Source organism: Bradyrhizobium sp. SRS-191, from assembly GCF_024586915.1.
Classification (GTDB): Bacteria; Pseudomonadota; Alphaproteobacteria; order Rhizobiales; family Xanthobacteraceae; genus Bradyrhizobium.
The window spans coordinates 125,259-142,236 of record NZ_JANBVS010000004.1 but is presented as its reverse complement, the minus strand read 5'-3'; the positions used below and the strand labels follow the sequence as shown (position 1 = coordinate 142,236).

Below are 16,978 nucleotides of genomic sequence, written 5' to 3'. Positions count from 1 at the left end.
TCAAACACGGGCAGCCATTCAACTGCTCCGACCAGCCGCGGGCGCAAGGCACCCCACGGCATGCGGTCACCACAGAGGGGGAGCGTCCTGTCTTGAACACAACGATCTTGCTGTTCCTGTTGCAGGACGGCATTACCAACGGCGCGATCTACGCCCTGCTCGGGCTGGCGCTGGTGCTGGTATTTGCCGTCACCCGGGTGATCCTGATCCCGCAGGGCGAATTCGTCACCTATGGCGCCCTCACCTACGCCTCGCTCGCCGCCGGCCGCATGCCGGGCACCGCGAAGCTTGCGGTCGTCATCGGACTCGTGGCCTTTGCCTTCGACCTCTATGCGATGCGCAAGACGCTGCACGTGCCGAAGGTCGCGCGTGCCTTCGCTCTTCACGTCGCCTTCCCGGTCGTCGTCCTGCTGGTGAGCATGTGGGCGGCCGACCAGCGCATGCCGGCCGGCGTGAGCCTGGCGCTGTCGCTGCTGATCGTCGCGAGCATCGGCCTGTCGCTGTACCGCATCGTGTTCCAGCCGCTCGCCCACACCTCGGTGCTGGTGCTGCTGATCGCCTCGGTCGGCGTTCACCTGGCGATGCAAGGCCTCGGCCTGTTGTTCTTCGGCGCCGAGGGCCAGCGCGGCCCGACCCTGCTGACTGCCACTGCAACGCTCGGCTCGCTGCGCTTCACCGGCCAGGGCATGGCGGTCTATGGCATCACCATCGCCTTCATCGTCGGCCTCTGGCTGTTCTTCGGCCTGACCTTGTACGGCAAGGCGCTGCGCGCCACCGCCGTCAACCGGCTCGGCGCCCGTCTCGTCGGTATCCGCACCACGCTGTCCGGCCAGATCGCGTTCCTGCTCGCCTCGACCATCGGTGCGCTCTCCGGCATCCTGATCGTGCCGATCACGACGCTCTATTACGACACCGGCTTCCTGATCGGCCTGAAAGGCTTCATCGCCGCGATCATCGGCGGCCTGATCAGCTACCCGCTGACTGCCGTCGCCGCGCTGGTCGTCGGCATCGTCGAGGCGTTCTCCTCGTTCTATGCCTCGAACTTCAAGGAAGTCATCGTCTTCACGCTGCTGATCCCGGTCCTGCTGCTGCGTTCGCTCGCCGCGCCCGCGGTCGAAGAAGAGAAGGATTGAGCCGTGCGCGAGCGTTGGCCTCTCATCGTCTTTGCCGTCCTCGTCGCGGCTGTTCCGTTCATCCCGGGCGTGCCGCCGTTCTGGATCGTGCTGCTCGACAATATCGGCCTCTCCGCGCTGGTCGCGATGGGCCTGGTGCTGCTGACCGGCGTCGGCGGCCTCACCTCGTTCGGCCAGGCCGCCTTCGTCGGCTTCGGCGCCTACACCACGGCGGTGCTGTCGGCCAATTACGGCGTGTCGCCGTGGCTGACCCTGCCGCTGTCGCTCTTGGTCTCCGGGCTCGCGGCCGTGCTGCTCGGCCTCGTCACGGTCAGGCTGTCCGGCCACTATCTGCCGCTCGGCACGCTCGCGTGGGGCCTCGGCCTCTATTATCTCTTCAGCAAGCTCGCCTTCCTCGGGCGCAATGACGGCGTCTCCGGCATCCCGCCGCTGTCGATCGGCAGCCTCAAGATGCTCGATCCCGGCACGATCTACTATGCGATCTGGGCCGCCGTGCTGATTGCCGCGCTGCTGACGATGAACCTGCTGGACTCCCGCACCGGCCGCGCCATCCGCGCGCTGCGCCGCGGCCATATCGCAGCCGAAGCCTTCGGCGTGTATTCGCCGCGCGCCAAGCTGCTGGTGTTCATCTACGCGGCCGTGCTCGCCGGCCTCTCCGGCTGGCTCTACGCGCACTTCGCCCGCGCCGTGAACCCGACACCGTTCGGCGCCCAGGCCGGCATCGAATATCTGTTCGTCGCGGTGGTCGGCGGCGCCGGTTATGTCTGGGGCGGCGTGCTCGGTGCTGCGATCGTCGTGGTCCTGAAGGAGATCCTGCAAAGCTACCTCCCTCTGCTGCTGCATGGCGAGGGCCAGCTCGAGACCATCGTGTTCGGCATCCTCCTCGTCACCTTGCTGCAGCTCGCGCCGACCGGTTTGTGGCCGTGGCTGACATCGCGGCTGCCATTCAAGCCCGTCGCGAAGAAGCCGGACACCTCGATCGAACTGCCAGCGCGCGTGCGCTCGTCCTCCGCCCCGAACGTGCTGCTGCAGGTCGACAACGCGCGCAAGCAGTTCGGCGGCGTGGTGGCGGTCAACAACGTCTCCTTCGACGTCCAGGCCCGCGAGATCGTCGCGCTGATCGGCCCTAACGGCGCCGGCAAGAGCACGACCTTCAACCTGATCACCGGCGTGCTGCCGCCGACTTCCGGCAACATCTCGGTGCTCGGCAAGGCCGTCGGCAACGCGCCGCCGCAGGATGTCGTCAAGCTCGGCATTTCCCGCACCTTCCAGCACGTCAAGCTGGTGCCCGACATGACCGTGCTGGAGAACGTCGCGATCGGCGCGCATCTGCGCGGCCATTCGGGCGCGCTCTCCAGCATGTTCCGGCTCGACCGCGCCGACGAGGCCAAGCTGCTCGCGGAAGCCGCGCGCCAGATCGAGCGCGTCGGCCTCGGCGACCAGATGCACCAGCTCGCTGGCTCCTTGTCCCTGGGGCAGCAGCGCATCGTCGAGATCGCCCGCGCGCTGTGCGTCGATCCTATGCTGCTCTTGCTCGACGAGCCCGCCGCGGGCCTGCGCCACATGGAGAAGCAGCGCCTCGCCGCGCTGCTGCGCGACCTCAGGGCCGGCGGCATGTCGGTGCTGCTGGTCGAGCACGACATGGGCTTCGTCATGGATCTCGCCGACCGCATCGTGGTGCTCGATTTCGGCACCAAAATCGCCGAGGGCACACCTGCCGCGATCAAGACCAATCCCGAGGTGATCAAGGCGTATCTCGGAGCCGCCGCATGAGCACCCTGCTGGAAGTCACTGACGCCCACGTCTCCTACGGCAAGGTCGAGGCCGTCCGCTCGGTCTCGCTCACCGTGGCCGAGAACGAGATCGTCACCATCATCGGCGCCAACGGTGCCGGCAAGACCACGCTGCTCAGCGCCATCATGGGCGTGTTTCCGCTCAAGGGCCGCGTCTCCTTCCTGGGCGAAGACCTCGCCCGCTACGAGATCGAGGACCGCGTCGCCCGCGGCCTCTGCCTGGTGCCGGAGCATCGCGAGCTGTTCGCGACCATGAACGTCGAGGACAATCTGCAGCTCGGCGCTTTCAGAATGAGCAAGGCGCACGCGGCACGCGGCTTCGAGCACGTCTACACGCTGTTCCCGAAGCTGAAGGAGCGGCGCAAGCAGCTCGCCGGCACGCTCTCCGGCGGCGAGCAGCAGATGCTGGCGATGGGCCGGGCGCTGATGGGCTCGCCGAAGATGCTGATGCTGGACGAGCCGAGCCTCGGTCTGGCGCCGATCATCGTCGCCGGCATCTTCGAAATCGTCGCCAAGCTGCGCGAGGAAGGCGTCTCGGTGCTGCTGGTCGAGCAGAACGCCAAGGCCGCACTGAAGGTCGCCGACCGCGCCTATGTCATGGAGCTTGGTGAGTTCGTGCTCAACGGCAAGGCCGCGGAGATCGCGACCGACCAGCGCGTGGCGGCGAGCTATCTCGGCTTTGCCGAGACGGCTGCGAGCTGAGCCCGACGGAAATGAGGTGAGGCGCTGTCTCAGGATGGCGCCTCCTTCGATAGCAGGAAATCGACCATCACGCGCTCCAGCGCGTGGTACATGTCGGTCCCGGTCGCCGTCAGGCAGCCGCGTTCACGCGCCGCAGCGATGAACGGTGACACCTCCGGCTTGGTGATCACGCAGCCGCAATAGGCTGACGGGCTCACCGTCGCCATGTCGACCGGCAGGGGATCGCCCGGCTGCATCCCCGCAGGCGTCGCGTTCACGACCATATCGAAGCCCCCGGCATCGATGCTGCCGACGATCGCGCGGCCTTTGCCTCGCTCATTGAGCCGCGCGATCAACGCATCGCGCCGACCCGGATCGCTGTCGTGAATGGCGAGCTCGCGGACACCTGCATCGATCAGCGCCAGCGCAATCGCCGAGCCGGCGCCGCCCGCTCCGATCTGCAAGGCGCGAACGCCGGCGGGATCATATCCCGCCGCCTTCGCCGCGCCGACGAAGCCGAGACCATCGACCATATCGCCGTGCCACTGGCCGTTCGCATCCCGTCGCATCAGGTTCACGGCGCCGATAAAATGCGCGCGCTCGGTCGCCGTCGCGCAGGCACGATAGCAGGCGAATTTATGCGGGATCGTCGCGACGATGCCGTCGAGGTTCTTCACCCGCGTCATCGTCGCCAGGAAGTCGGCGAGATCGGCCGGCGCGACCTGGACCGCGACCAGGATCGCGTCGCTCTCGCGATCGGCGAAGGCTTCGCTGACGCCGGCGGGCGCGCGCACCTGCGCGACGGGATCGCCGATGATGATGTGGAGCCGGGTGGCTCCGGTGGGGGCGAAGATCATCGCGGGCCTCTGGGAAAACGACAAAGATTGACGTCCAAATAGCCGAAAGGCCGGCTCACCGAGCCGGCCTTTCCTGATTTGCTATGGGTTGGCGATCTCACTTCGCCGGGACGTATTTGCCGTCCTTCACGGTCAGGATGATGCGGGCGCGGTCGTCGAGGCCCGAACGGTCCTTTTCGGTGAAGTTGTAGACGCCCTGCGAGGCCGCCAGATCCTTCTCGCTCAGGAGCGCCTGGCGGATCGCCTCACGGAACTCCGGGGTGCCGGGCTTGGCGGTCTTCAGCGCCACCGGGATCACGCGCTTGAGGATCTCGAACGCGTCGAACGAGTGACCGGCGAACTGGCTGCGGCTGTTCGGGCCGTACTTGCCCTCATAGGCCTTGTTCAGCTCGAGGCCGGGCTTCTTGGTCAGCGCGCTGTCGTCCTGGGTCTCCGGCGACATCACCGGGCCGGAGGCCATGATCACGCCTTCCGCCGCCTTGCCGGCGATACGGATGAAGTCCATGCTCGCCGCGCCATGGGTCTGATAGATCAGGCCGGTGTAGCCGCGCTCGCGCAGCTCGGTCTGCGGCAGCGCCGCCGCGGTGCCGGAGGCGCCGACCAGGATCGCATCCGGATTGGCGGCGACCAGCTTCAGGACCTGGCCGGTGACCGACGTGTCGGGACGCGCGAAGCGCTCCTCGTCGACGATGGTGACGCCCATCGGCACGCCCTGGTTCTTCAGATCGTTGAACCAGAGATCGCCGTAGCTGTCCGAGTAGCCGATATAGCCGACGGTCTTCACGTTGTGAGCCTTCATGTGCTCGTAGAGCACCTTGCCCATGATCGGCACCGGCTGCGGCATCACCACCGACCACTTAGTCCGCTCCGGCGTGACCGGGAACGGCGCCAGGCCGAAATGCGGGATGCCGGCCTCGTTGGCGACGTTCGACACCGCGATGGTCGGCGGGGTCAGCGCCGAGCCCATGATGATGTCGGCCTTGGATTCCGTCACGAAGCGACGGGCGTTGGTGGTCGCCGTGGTCGGATCGCCACCGTCGTCGAGCACGATCACCTTCAGCGGCACGCCGCCGATCTCCTTCGGCACGAATTCCAGCGCGTTGCGCTCGGGAATGCCGAGCGCGGCGCCCGGTCCCGTCGTGGTGGTGGTGATGCCGATGGTGATCTCGCTGGTCTGCGCCAGCGCCGGGGCCGACGCGAGCATCGCGATGACGCCAGCCGCAGCCAGATAGGCCTTCCTCATAAAATCCTCCCTCAATCTTTTCGGTTCAGCTCGTGATCCGCCGATCCTGTTTGCAGTCCCGCCCCTGTTCCGGGACGTCTTCCAGTTGGCCGGCTGATAGGTGTCCACCGTGATCATAGCATTGAACACGAGAAGATCACGCCTCACCATCCGACCAAAGCACGACAGCTGAACATCCTTAAGACGGCCGCATGTCGCACCCATTCTCACCGCTCATTCGCCGAGAAACTTGGCTCGCATCTCCTCCGGGAACGGTGCCGATTTCAACTTGTCCGGGTCGGCCGGATCGCGCCCGACCAGCACCCTGGTCTCGAAGCCCTCGATGGCCAGCGCCTCGCCCTTGAACACCTTGTGGGTGACGTCGAAGGACGAGCGCTTGATGCTCTCGATCCGGCTCTCGATCGTGATCCAGTCGCCATAGGTCGAGGGGATGTAGAACTTCGCGCGGGTGTCGACCATGGGAATGCCGACCAGGCCGTAGCGGCGGACGATGTCCTGCTTGGAGAACCCGGCCGCCTCGAACATGACGGAGGTTGCATCGTCGAACATCGCGAAGTAGCGCGGATAGTAGACGATGTTGGCGGGATCGCAGTCGCCCCACTGGATCTGCACGTCGCGGCGGTGGATGAACATGTTGTTTGCCTTACTTTACGCCGCGGCGTTGGTGCGCTCCCTCTCCCCGTTCTTCAGGGGGAGAGGGTCGGGGTGAGGGGCAGCAGCACGGGCAGTGCTTGTGGAGAGACCTGTACCCCCTCACCCGGATTGCATCTTGCGATGCAATCCGACCTCTCCCCGCAGGCGGGGAGAGGTGAGCAGCGCGGTTCGCGGGGACCGTTGGGCTCATCAATCCTACTTCGGCGCCATGCGCAGCGAGCCGTCGAGGCGGACGACTTCGCCGTTGAGGTAGGGGTTCTCGACCATGTGCAGCGCCAGGGCTGCGAATTCGTCGGCGTGGCCGAGGCGGCGCGGGAACGGGATCGCGGCGGCGAGCGAGTCCTGGGCCTCCTGCGGCAGGTTGGCGAGCAGCGGGGTCAGGAACAGGCCGGGCGCGATGGTCAGCACGCGGATGCCGAATTGTGCGAGCTCGCGGGCGATCGGCAAGGTCATGCCGACGATGCCGCCCTTCGACGCCGAATAGGCGGACTGCCCGATCTGACCATCATAGGCGGCGACGGAGGCGGTGTTGATGACGACGCCGCGCTCGCCGGTCGCCTGCGGCTCCAGCTTGGTCATGCCGTTGGTGACCAGCCTGAGCATGTTGAACGAGCCGATCAGGTTGACCTTGATGACCTTCTCGAAATCCGACAATGCCATCGGGCCGTCGCGGCCGACGACACGCTTGGCGACGCCGATGCCGGCGCAGTTCACCAGCACGCGCGGCTGCTGGCCGAGTGCCTCGACCGCCTTGGCCACGGCGGCTTCCGCGCCGGCGGCGTCGGAGACGTCGCAGACCACCGGCACGCCCTTGATCTCGGCCGCGACCTCCTCTGCCAGCTTGGCGTTGAGATCGAACACGGCGACCTTCGCGCCCTGGGCTGCAAGCTTGCGCGCGGTGGCGGCACCGAGGCCCGACGCACCGCCGGTGACGATGGCGGCCTGATCCTTCAACAACATGTCGTCTCTCCCTTGGATAGCGTTGATCAGCCGGCGACGATGATGTCGTCGTCCGGCGTCGACGCGTAGATGCGCTCGATCAGGTCCTTGCGGTTCTCCAGCACGGCGCGCTGGTTGATCGAGCCCTTGTCGGTGACCTCGCCCTTGTCGATCGACAGCGGCACGCCGAGCAGCACCGCGCGCGTGATCCGCGTCGAGGAGCCGGTCGCCGTCTTCAGGAATTTGGCGAAGCGCTCGCGGAAGGCGGCGACGATCAGCGGATCCGCCGCGGTGGCGGCGAGATCGTCGAACGGCAAGGTGGCGTTGATCAGGCGGCAGCCATCGACATCGAGCACGACGATGGCGGCGATCTCGTCGCGGTTGATGCCGGCGATGATGACGTCGCGGGCCAGCGGCGCGCAGGCGGCGATGAAGCGCGCCCTGAGGGGACCGACCGAGACCCAGGTTCCGGAGGCGAGCTTGAAGTCCTCGGCGACGCGGCCGTCGAAATCGAAGCCGGCGTTGAAGTCGTTGGGATCGACCGGCTTCAGCGCGTCGCCCATCTGATAGTAGCCCTCGGAATCGAAGGCCGCAGCCGAGACTTCAGGCAGGCGCCAGTAACCCGGCGTGACGTTCGGGCCCTTGGCGCGCACCTCCATCTTGCCGTTGTTGGGCACGAGCTTGGCCTCGTTGCCGGGCACGGGCAAACCAACGTGGCCGGAGCGGCTGGTGCGCGGATTGACCGACATGAAGAACGGCGCCGTCTCGGTCGAGCCGAGGCCCGTCAGCATCGGCACGCGATAGCCGGTCTCGGACACGGAGAGCTCATCGAGCTCGTTCCAGACGTGTGGCGCGAGCGCGGCACCGGAGAAGAACATCGCATGCAGCCGGCGGAAGAACGTCTTCCGCAGACCCGGATCCTCGCGGAAATACGGCAGCAGTGACTCGTAGCCCTTGGGGACGTTGAAATACACCGTGGGCGAGATCTCGCGCAGGTTACGCACGGTCTCCTCGATGCCGCCCGGCACCGGCTTGCCCTGGTCGAGATACATCGAGCCGCCGTTGAACAAGGTCAGGCCGATATTGTGATTGCCGCCGAACGTGTGATTCCACGGCAGCCAGTCGATGATCACAGGCGGCTCGTCCTTCAGGAAGGCGAGCGTCTCGCGGATCATCACCTGGTTGGCGCAGATCATGCGCTGGGTGTTGATGACGGCCTTGGGATTGCCCGTCGAGCCCGAGGTCAGCAGGAATTTTGCGATCGTGTCGGGACCGATCTTGTCATTGATAGCATCGAGGCCGGCGAACAGCGGCGAGGCGATCAGCTCCGACAGCATCGTGACCTTGCGGCCCGGCACCGAGCCGAACGAGGCCACGATCTCCGTGCCCTCCGGCACGTTGGCAATGAGCGCGTCGGCAAACTTGTCGGCGTCGTCGACGAAGACCAGGCCCGGCGTCAGCAGCTTCATCAGGTAGGCAAGCTTGCCGTAGTCGCGCGACACCAGCGAATAGGCTGGCGACACCGGACAGAACGGCACGCCGGCATACAGCGAGCCGAACGCAACCAGGGCATGGTCGATCGAATTGCCGGAGAGGATCATCACCGGACGGTCCGGCGAGAGGCCGCGGGCGAGCAGGCCGGAGGCGATGTGCCGGCTCGCCGCCAGCAAGGTGCCATAGCTCAGCTCGCGCCAGCCCTCGGGGCCGACGCGCTCGGCCATGAACACGCGCTCCGGCGCTTCCTTGGCGAAGTGATGCAGCCGGTCGGTGATTCGCTGCGGGAAGTCGCCGAGCGGCTGCGTCGGCCGAAGATAGATGGTGCCGTCGTCGCGGCGTTCGACGTTGACGACGGGATCATTGAAAGAGATGGCGCGCAACGGATGAACACTGGCGCTTCGCGCCGTGGTATCCGTTCCTCCCTGTGTGCTTTTTGTTGTTTGCGCAGTCATGTCACGTCGGCTTCACTTTGGCTGTCTTGTGATCCAGGAAGGCGCGGATGCGGCCCTTGGCCTCCTTGTCGCTCTGCGCGACGGTGGCCATCAGCGATTCCATCAACAGGCCGGTCTGCGGATTGGCTTCCGCGATCATCGGCAGCGCCTGCAGCACGGCGAAGTTCGTCAGCGGCGCGTTGTTCGCGATCTTGGCCGCGAGCTCCAGCGCCTTGGGCATCGCCGCGCCGGCCTCGACCAGATATTGCGCGAAGCCGTAGGAGGAGCCTTCGGTCGCCGAGTAGACGCGGCCGGTCAGCATCATGTCCATCATGCGGGCGACGCCGATCAGGCGCGGCAGCCTGACGGAGCCGCCGCCGCCGACGAAGATGCCGCGCTGGCCCTCGGGCAGCGCGAAATAGGCTGAGGGTTCGGCGACGCGGATATGCGCGGCGCAGGCGAGCTCGAGGCCGCCGCCGATGACGGCGCCCTTCAACGCGGCGATGACCGGGACACGGCAATATTGAATGCGGTCGAACACGCGGTGCCACATCTGCGAATGCACCAGGCCTTCGGTGGCGTCGCGCTCACGCAGCTCGGAGAGATCGAGGCCGGAGGAGAAATTGTCGCCGAGGCCATGGATCACCACGCAGCGGACGTCGTCGGGCAGGCTGGTGAAGCAGTCGCCGATCGCGAGGATGATGCCGTCATTCAGCGCATTGCGCTTGGCCGGGCGGTTCAGCCCGATGGTCAGGACGGCGCCCTGCTGTTCGATCTGCAGCAGAGACGGATCGCCTGTCGGCGTCGTGTCGGCGTTTCCCATGGGCTCTATTGTGTCCTGTTCAGAATAGTTATGTTTTATAACGATCTGGGCGGGAGTCAATAAGCGGCGCCTGAGATCGTGTTGTGCAATGCGAAAAGAACCGCGCCGAACTGACTCCTTGCGCGCGCGAACCGACGACATGCCCGGGTCGCGGCGGCATCGTAGGACGTGTCCGCGCAAAGGCAAATGACATGATCGGGCATTCCCGCGGCGAAATCTCGCCCGGGGCTTGCTCAGCGTTCACCCTCTTGTGCAGAGGGCGCAGGGAAGGCCAGGCGCCGGCTGGCGCCTGCGGCCCGCCTGCTAACAAGAATGCAGGCGGCAGGTACCACAGGTGCAACCGGGAAACGCCCGGCCTTCCCTGCGCGATGGTCTTCACGCTTATACGCAGTCTCCCTGGTGCGCCGGGCTTGTTGGCCACCATCCCCGCGCGAAGCGAAGCTTCGTCGCGAGTTAATACCAGCATCGGGGTATCAGGACGCTGCGACTTCACGTCCGCAAGATATCCGTTCGTCCGCAGGCCCGGTCGAGCCCGCTGCGAAATCTCGCGGCCACCGCTCCCCGCCCCGCGTGTCGTGACGATCGCGCGCAACGCCCCTTGTGTACTCTAGATCTGCCAGAATGTGCGAACGGGCGGTTCTCGCAAAACCGCCCGTCGCTGGATCTGAGCCCGTAACGCCCCAAACGCGGCAGAGCCTGTATCAGAGCGAGGGACAGCTCCGGTGATCTTCCTCAACCCGAACAGTTGCAAGGGCCTCGAGCCCATACAAGGCAAGGAAGGGAGTGAATGATGACACAAATTATAGACGGTGTCGCTGGCATCGATGTCGCCAAGGACAAGGTCGATGGCTGCATTCGCAAGCTCGGCTTACGGCAGACGTTCCCGAGCAGTTCGCACGGGCACCGCCAATTGGTGGCCTTGCTTCGCAAGCACAAGGTGACAAAGGCCGTCATGGAAGCCAGCGGCGGCTATGAGCGCGAATGGGCCAAGACGCTGCGCGAGGCCGAGGTGCGGATCGTTGATCCCAAACGGGTTCGTAGCTTCGCCTTGTCGGCGGGGCGACTGGCGAAGAACGACACGATCGATGCCGAGATGATTGCCTGGTTCGCCGAGACGTTCGATGAGGCACCAAGCCAGGCCTACGATGCTGCTCGCGAGCGAACTGGCGGGGCTGGTGAAAGCGCGCAAGAACCTGGTGGATCTGAAAACCCGGTTGCAGAACCAGAACGAGCATGTTCTGCCGGGATTGGCGCAGAAGGCCCATTCGCAGGTGTTGAAGACGCTCGCTGCCCAGATTGCGAAGCTGGAAGCTGCTATCACCGCCAAGGTCAAGGAGACACCGGAATTTGCCGAGCGTGCCGAGATCATTGAAAGTGTGCCGGGGCTTGCTGGCACGACTTCCGCGATCCTCATCGCAGGAGCGCCGGAACTCGGCAAGGTGAGCGACGAGATCGCCGCCGCCCTGATCGGGGTTGCTCCTTACGACGATGATAGCGGCAAGCGTCGAGGCGAGCGGCACATCAAGGGAGGTCGCCGCTGGGTAAGAAACGGCCTGTTCCTTCCCTGTCTCGGCGCAGCGACGCAGCACAATCCGATACTCAAGGCCTACTATGAACGCCTCACTGCCAAGGGCAAGGAGCCGAAAGTTGCGCTCATTGCGTGCATGCGAAAGCTGATCATCATCCTCAACACGATGATCGCGCGCGGAGAAAAATGGAATCCTAAGCCGTCACGGGTTGCGTTGAGCTGATCGAGCGACATGCCGCGCTCGGTCGACGACCGAGCGCACGCCAAGCCCACAGGACGGCGAGCGGACGGGGTCAAGGCCTTCAGCCGCCGAAGGCGGGGGCGCGTCTCGCGCCAGCCTTGAGGCCGGCCGTTCGCCGGCCTACCTCAAAGGACAGTTGCTCAGCTTGGGAAGGGATGGCGGGAGAGAACCATAATTTTCGAAAAAAAATCGCAAGGTATTTCTTTTTTTCGAAAATCACTCCACCCTGTGGCCACTGACATCTCGCAGCCCTCCGCTGTCTGTCGTCCCTGCGAACGCAGGGACCCATAACCACTGGCCTTTGTGTGACGATGACTGGCAGTTATGCCTTACCGAGAGATTCCGCGGTATGGGTCCCTGCGTTCGCAGGGACGACACCGTTGTTGGCGCAGGCTGCCGGGCCGACATCAGCCGACTTCGCACATGAACGGCCGACAACTTCGCATTCAGCATGGCTTCAAAGCCGACCACGTAGAACATCCACCGTCACCACACTTCCCAATGGAGGGGACCATGGTTTCGCTGAAGACTTCTCTCGCTGGCGGCGTTGCCGCACTCGCCGTGACCGCCACCCTGCTCGCCGGCGCGGCGCCGGCCCAGGCGCATGACGGCCGCAACGCGGCGCTGATCGGCGGTCTCCTGGTCGGTGCCCTCGTCGGCGGCGCCATCGCGTCGGAAGCGCAAGCCTATGAGCCCGCGCCGGTCTATCGCTCGCACTATCGCGACGCGGCGTATGACGGCTACGGCTATGAACGTCACCGCTACGTGCCGGTCTACCGCGACCGCAATTGCGACCATGGCGGCTATGGCCGGGCGGCGGATTGGGACGACGAGGATTAGTCGTCGGTCTCGGCGAATTCGAGCGCCGTTCCGCGCTCAACCAGTCTGCCAATTTGTGACTCCGTCATGCCCGGGACAAGCCCGGCCGTGGCGGAGTAACTCAATAGCAGTATCGCCGGCCGTCGGAGCCACGCATTATCTTATGGGTTTGGTCTGAGGCAGAGAGTGGACCACCGGAGCATCCGCATACTCCGCTGTCGTCCCTGCGAACGCAGGGACCCATAACCACCGGCCGTCATGGGACGATATCTGGGAGTTATGCCTCACCGAGAGATTCCGCGGTATGGGTCCCTGCGTTCGCAGGGACGACAGCGGTGAGTGTCGCGGACCGAGGGGGCCTACAGCACCACATGCACGTCGATGATGACGCGATCCGCATGCCGGGCGGCGGAGCCTATGAAGACGTGCTCCATCAGCCAGCGATATTTGTCGTGGCCGGTCTCGAAGCGCGGGTGGGTGCGGAAGTAGATCAGCTTGGGGTCGACGGGCTCGCCGCGCTTGAGCTTCTGCAGCAGGTCGACCGGCCCGAAGCGGATGCCGCGGTTCTCGACATAAATGGTGGCGCCGTCGTCGGTCTCGAAGCCGTATTTGGCTTCGAGGTCGATCAGTTCGTTCGGACGGATCACCTGGAAGTCGGCGCCGAAATTGCAGATCCTGCCGCTGACGCCCTCGCCGTTCAGGCCCGGCCCCTTCACCTCGCCGCCATGGATCGGGATGATCCGGCGCACGCCGATCCCGGTCTCGCCGGCGCTCGTGACATCGCCGATCATGACGGTGAGGGTGAAGACGTAGCGGGTCTCGAGAACGGGCGTGGTCATCGGTTCATCATCTGTTGCGGCAGCCAGGTGGCGAGCAGCGGGAAGGCGATCAGGATCACCAGGCGGATCAGGTCGGTGGCGACGAAGGGCAGCACGCCCTTGAAGATGGTGGAGAACGACACGTCCTTCACCACGCTCTTGATGACAAAGACGTTCATGCCGACCGGCGGATGGATCAGGCCGAGCTCGACGGTCATCACGATGATGACGCCGAACCAGATCGGATCGAAGCCGAGATGCGAGATGACGGGGAAGATGATCGGCACGGTCAGGATGATCATCGCCATGGCGTCCATCAGGCAGCCGAGCACGAGATACATCACCATGATCAGCGCCAGCACGCCGTAGGGGCCGAGGCCAAGGCCGGTGAGGAATTCCGTCACCTTCTGCGGCGTCTGCGTCACCGTCAGGAAGTAGCCGAAGATCAGCGCGCCGATCAGCACGGTGAACACGGCCGCCGCGGTGCGTGTCGCCTGCAGCAGCGAGGCGAGGATCTTTTCCTTGTTCAGCCGTCCCGTGAACACGCCGATCAGGAACGCGCCGGTGGCGCCGACGCCGCCGGCCTCCGTCGGCGTGAAGCGCGGCAGGAAGGGCAGGCCGTAGAGGCCGCCGATCACGAACAGGAACAGCAGCACCGGCGCCCAGATGCCTTTCAGGCCGGCGATGCGCTCGCGCCACGGCGGCGCCTCGCCCTTCGGCAGGAAGTCCGGCCTGACCTTGCCGATCACCGTGATGGTGATCATGTACATGGTCATCGCAAGCAGGCCCGGGATGATGCCGGCGATGAACAGCTTGCCGATGTCCTGCTCGGTGATGATGCCGTAGACCGCGAGCACGGTCGAGGGCGGCAGCATCGCGCCCAAGGTGCCGCCGGCGGCGATGACGCCGGTGGCGAAGGACTGCGGATAGCCGAAGCGGCGCATCTCGGGATAGGCCACCGCGGAAAAGGTCGCGGCGGTCGCGACCGAGGAGCCGCAGATCGCGGCGAAGCCGCCGCAGGCTGCCACCGTCGCGATGCCGAGGCCGCCCCGGAGATGGCCGACGAAACCGTTGGCGGCGCGGAACAGCTCGCGGCTCATGCCGGAGTTGGAGACAAACGTTCCCATCAGCAGAAACATCGGGATCACGCCGAACGTGTAGTCCGTGACCGTGCGCATCGAGGTCTGGCCGACCAGCTTCAGCGCCGCCGTGCCGTTGACGAGATAGGCGAAGCCGGAGACGCCGACGAGCCCCATCGCCATGCCGACGGGCACGCGCAAGAGCATCAGGGCGAACAGCGCAACGAAGCCGATGACGGCGACCGCATCCGTGCTCATGCGGCACTACTCCGTGGGCTTGACGTGAGGGTCATGAATCTCCTCGGGATGGAAGATCAGGCGATAGGTTCGGATGGCGATCAGCAGCACCGCCGACACGTCGCCGATCCAGGCGATGGCGAAGAACGGCCAGGTCGGCATGTGCAGGTCGAAGGTGAGGACGTTGTCCTCATAGGTGCCGCGCACCTTGTCGAACAGGGTCCAGGTCTGCACCGTGACGACGAACAGCAGCACCAGGGTGGCGAAGATGTCGATCCAGCGCTGGTAGCGCGGGCCGACATTGCCCCAGACGAGATCGACCGTGATGTGGGTGCCGCGATACGATGTCGCAGCGATGCCCCAGAAGATCAGGATGCCGAGCAGCATGCGGCCGATGTCGAACGAATCCGGGATCGCGTAGTTCAGCGTGTTGCGCAGCAGCACCGACAGGAAGATGTCGAGCGCGACGATGCCGACGAAGAACGCAGCGATCCACTCGATGCCGTCGATGATCCGGTCCATGAAGGCGCGCTGCATGGCGTCCCCGTTCTAGAGTCAAACGTCTGAGAGATTAAGCGAGCCGCCGCTCAGCGGGCGGTGGGCTCCCTCTCCCCGCCAGGGCGAAGCGAAGCTTCGCTCGGGCGGGGAGAGGGTTGGGGTGAGGGGCAGCCGCCCGGCACTATGCTGATGGAGAGGGACAGGTCTGGCCGCGAGCACTTCCCGTGCCGCTGCCCCTCACCCGACCCTCTCCCCGTGAAGGACGGGGAGAGGGGGCGCACCGTCGGCCGCGCGATAGCTTGGATGACGATTGAGAACCTACTGCGCCAGGGCGTTGTACTTGGCGAGCGAGGCCTTCAGCTCGGTCATGGCGGCGTCGGCGTCGACACCGGTTTTCTTGACGCCGTCGGCCCAGGTCTTGAAGAGCGGCTCGGACGCCTTCTTCCAGGCGGCGGTCTGCTCCGGCGTCAGCTTGTAGACCTCCTGGCCGGCTTCGGCCTTGATCTTGTCGACGCCGGCGTCCTCGAACTTGCCCCAGGGCTCGCCGACCTTGCCGGCGGTCTCGGTGTTGCAGTTGTCGTCGATCGCCTTCTTCTGCATCGGCGACATCTGGTTGTACTTGTCCTTGTTCATGACGAACACGAAGGTCGTCACGTAGAACGGCGCGTCCATGTGAAACTTGGTGACCTTGTCGACGCCGAACAGCACCAGCGAGCCGGCGGGGAAGGTCACGCCGTCGGCGACGCCGCGCTCGATGATATCGCGCACTTCAGGCGCTGATGACTGCACATTGGTGCCGCCGAGCAGGGTGACGAAATTGGCGATGGTCGCGTCCGCCGGTCGGATCTTCATGCCCTTGACGTCCTCGGGCAGCACGACCTTCTTGGTGCGGGTGTGGAAGGCCGAGGGCGTGTGGACGAAGGCGAGGCAGTACTTGACGTCCTTCATCTCCTTCTCGGCATATTTGCGGTACCACGCGTCCAGGCCTTCCGAGCCGCCCTTGGCGTCGGAGACCAGGAACGGCAGCTCGCCGGCGCCGATGATCGGGAAACGGCCGGGCTGATAGCCGGGGTTCACATAAGTGACGTCGGCGATGCCGTCGCGCGCCATGTCGTAATGGTCGAACGCCTTGCCGAGCTGCTGCGCGGGAAACACCTTGCCCTTGATGGTGCCGCCCGAGGCCTTCTCGACCGACGCGGCCCAATCCTCCAGCGCCTTCTGCAGCGGATGGCTGGCCGGGACCCAGTGCGAAATCTTCAGATCGAACGTCTTGTCCTGCGCGAGCGCGGGGGTGGTCACACCGGCAGCCAGCGCCAACGCCAGAAGCGTCTTCCTCATCGGGATCCTCTCCTTCCATCGTGGGCCTTCGAGGGCCCTTTGCTTCATTGTTATAGCATATAACCATCATTGCAAGCGTGACGGCAGAGCTGCCGTCGCTGCACGCGCGAGCCTGCGCCTATCGCGCCGGCCAGCGCAAGTCTGGCAGACGAAAGTTGCAGTCGCGCGACCAATTCATTAACACGTTAAGCATCTCGAGTGCACCCGAAATTGCACGGCTGCATCGGCACACCGCGAAATTGCCGGGAGGGCGCGCGGCCCTGCGACATCGTGCGCCATCGCTCCCTCGGGCGTCGGGGCGCACCGTTTCAAACACCGGCGCAAAACACGTTTGAAACTTTGTAGGCGGTGCAAAATGCGCGGAGACGT

General features: G+C 65.2%; 15 protein-coding genes and 1 pseudogene. 6 read left to right on the top strand and 10 right to left on the bottom strand.

Annotation, left to right across the window (positions count from 1 at the left end; all coding sequences use genetic code 11):
• The first annotated feature begins 92 nt into the window (after window positions 1–92).
• The 3 genes from NLR35_RS09430 to NLR35_RS09420 are packed head-to-tail and all read left to right on the top strand — an operon-like array spanning window position 93 to window position 3,628.
• Entirely contained in the window at window positions 93–1,133 is a 1,041-nt protein-coding gene (locus tag NLR35_RS09430; RefSeq protein ID WP_257166291.1) for a branched-chain amino acid ABC transporter permease, read from the top strand.
• A gap of 3 nt (window positions 1,134–1,136) precedes the next feature.
• Window positions 1,137–2,906: a branched-chain amino acid ABC transporter ATP-binding protein/permease gene (locus NLR35_RS09425; protein ID WP_257166290.1), complete on the top strand. Its 1,770-nt coding sequence runs from the start codon at window positions 1,137–1,139 to the stop codon at window positions 2,904–2,906.
• Window positions 2,903–3,628: an ABC transporter ATP-binding protein gene (locus NLR35_RS09420; protein ID WP_257166289.1), complete on the top strand. Its 726-nt coding sequence runs from the start codon at window positions 2,903–2,905 to the stop codon at window positions 3,626–3,628. The genes NLR35_RS09425 and NLR35_RS09420 overlap by 4 nt, the downstream gene beginning before the upstream one ends.
• Before the next feature lie 29 nt (window positions 3,629–3,657).
• Here the strand turns inward: NLR35_RS09420 and NLR35_RS09415 are convergent, their stop codons facing one another.
• The 6 genes from NLR35_RS09415 to NLR35_RS09390 all read right to left on the bottom strand — a co-directional run bounded on the left by NLR35_RS09415 (window position 3,658) and on the right by NLR35_RS09390 (window position 10,051).
• Entirely contained in the window at window positions 3,658–4,464 is an 807-nt protein-coding gene (locus tag NLR35_RS09415) for a shikimate dehydrogenase (RefSeq protein WP_257166288.1), read from the bottom strand.
• A 97-nt stretch (window positions 4,465–4,561) separates the two neighbouring features.
• A complete protein-coding gene (locus NLR35_RS09410) occupies window positions 4,562–5,707 on the bottom strand; it encodes an ABC transporter substrate-binding protein (protein ID WP_257166287.1) in 1,146 nt (381 codons plus the stop codon).
• 213 nt (window positions 5,708–5,920) lie between these two features.
• Window positions 5,921–6,340, bottom strand: a complete 420-nt coding sequence (locus NLR35_RS09405) for a thioesterase family protein (RefSeq protein WP_257166286.1) — start codon at window positions 6,338–6,340, stop codon at window positions 5,921–5,923.
• A 216-nt stretch (window positions 6,341–6,556) separates the two neighbouring features.
• The gene (locus NLR35_RS09400; protein ID WP_257166285.1) at window positions 6,557–7,321 is read right to left on the bottom strand and encodes an SDR family NAD(P)-dependent oxidoreductase; all 765 of its coding nucleotides are present in this window, start codon (window positions 7,319–7,321) and stop codon (window positions 6,557–6,559) included.
• A gap of 26 nt (window positions 7,322–7,347) precedes the next feature.
• Complete coding sequence (locus NLR35_RS09395; protein ID WP_257166284.1) at window positions 7,348–9,249, bottom strand: feruloyl-CoA synthase; 1,902 nt, start codon at window positions 9,247–9,249, stop codon at window positions 7,348–7,350.
• Window position 9,250: 1 nt separating this feature from the next.
• Window positions 9,251–10,051 (bottom strand): crotonase/enoyl-CoA hydratase family protein, encoded by an 801-nt coding sequence (locus NLR35_RS09390; protein ID WP_257166283.1) that lies wholly within the window; start codon window positions 10,049–10,051, stop codon window positions 9,251–9,253.
• 787 nt (window positions 10,052–10,838) lie between these two features.
• On the opposite strand from NLR35_RS09390, the pseudogene NLR35_RS09385 reads away from it, so the two are divergent.
• The 3 genes and pseudogenes from NLR35_RS09385 to NLR35_RS09375 all read left to right on the top strand — a co-directional run.
• Window positions 10,839–11,105: pseudogene (locus NLR35_RS09385) on the top strand (transposase); the annotation flags it as partial.
• A 91-nt stretch (window positions 11,106–11,196) separates the two neighbouring features.
• Complete coding sequence (locus tag NLR35_RS09380; RefSeq protein WP_257166282.1) at window positions 11,197–11,802, top strand: transposase; 606 nt, start codon at window positions 11,197–11,199, stop codon at window positions 11,800–11,802.
• A 531-nt stretch (window positions 11,803–12,333) separates the two neighbouring features.
• A complete protein-coding gene (locus tag NLR35_RS09375) occupies window positions 12,334–12,660 on the top strand; it encodes a hypothetical protein (RefSeq protein WP_257166281.1) in 327 nt (108 codons plus the stop codon).
• Between the two features lie 338 nt (window positions 12,661–12,998).
• On the opposite strand, the gene NLR35_RS09370 is transcribed toward NLR35_RS09375, so the two are convergent.
• The 4 genes from NLR35_RS09370 to NLR35_RS09355 form a co-directional block, all read right to left on the bottom strand.
• Entirely contained in the window at window positions 12,999–13,478 is a 480-nt protein-coding gene (locus NLR35_RS09370) for a DUF3237 domain-containing protein (RefSeq protein ID WP_257166280.1), read from the bottom strand.
• Complete coding sequence (locus NLR35_RS09365) at window positions 13,475–14,794, bottom strand: TRAP transporter large permease (RefSeq protein ID WP_011924125.1); 1,320 nt, start codon at window positions 14,792–14,794, stop codon at window positions 13,475–13,477. Before NLR35_RS09365 ends, NLR35_RS09370 begins: the two co-directional genes overlap by 4 nt.
• Before the next feature lie 6 nt (window positions 14,795–14,800).
• Window positions 14,801–15,310, bottom strand: a complete 510-nt coding sequence (locus NLR35_RS09360; protein WP_257166279.1) for a TRAP transporter small permease — start codon at window positions 15,308–15,310, stop codon at window positions 14,801–14,803.
• 279 nt (window positions 15,311–15,589) lie between these two features.
• Entirely contained in the window at window positions 15,590–16,609 is a 1,020-nt protein-coding gene (locus NLR35_RS09355; protein ID WP_257166278.1) for a TRAP transporter substrate-binding protein, read from the bottom strand.
• Window positions 16,610–16,978: the final 369 nt, after the last annotated feature.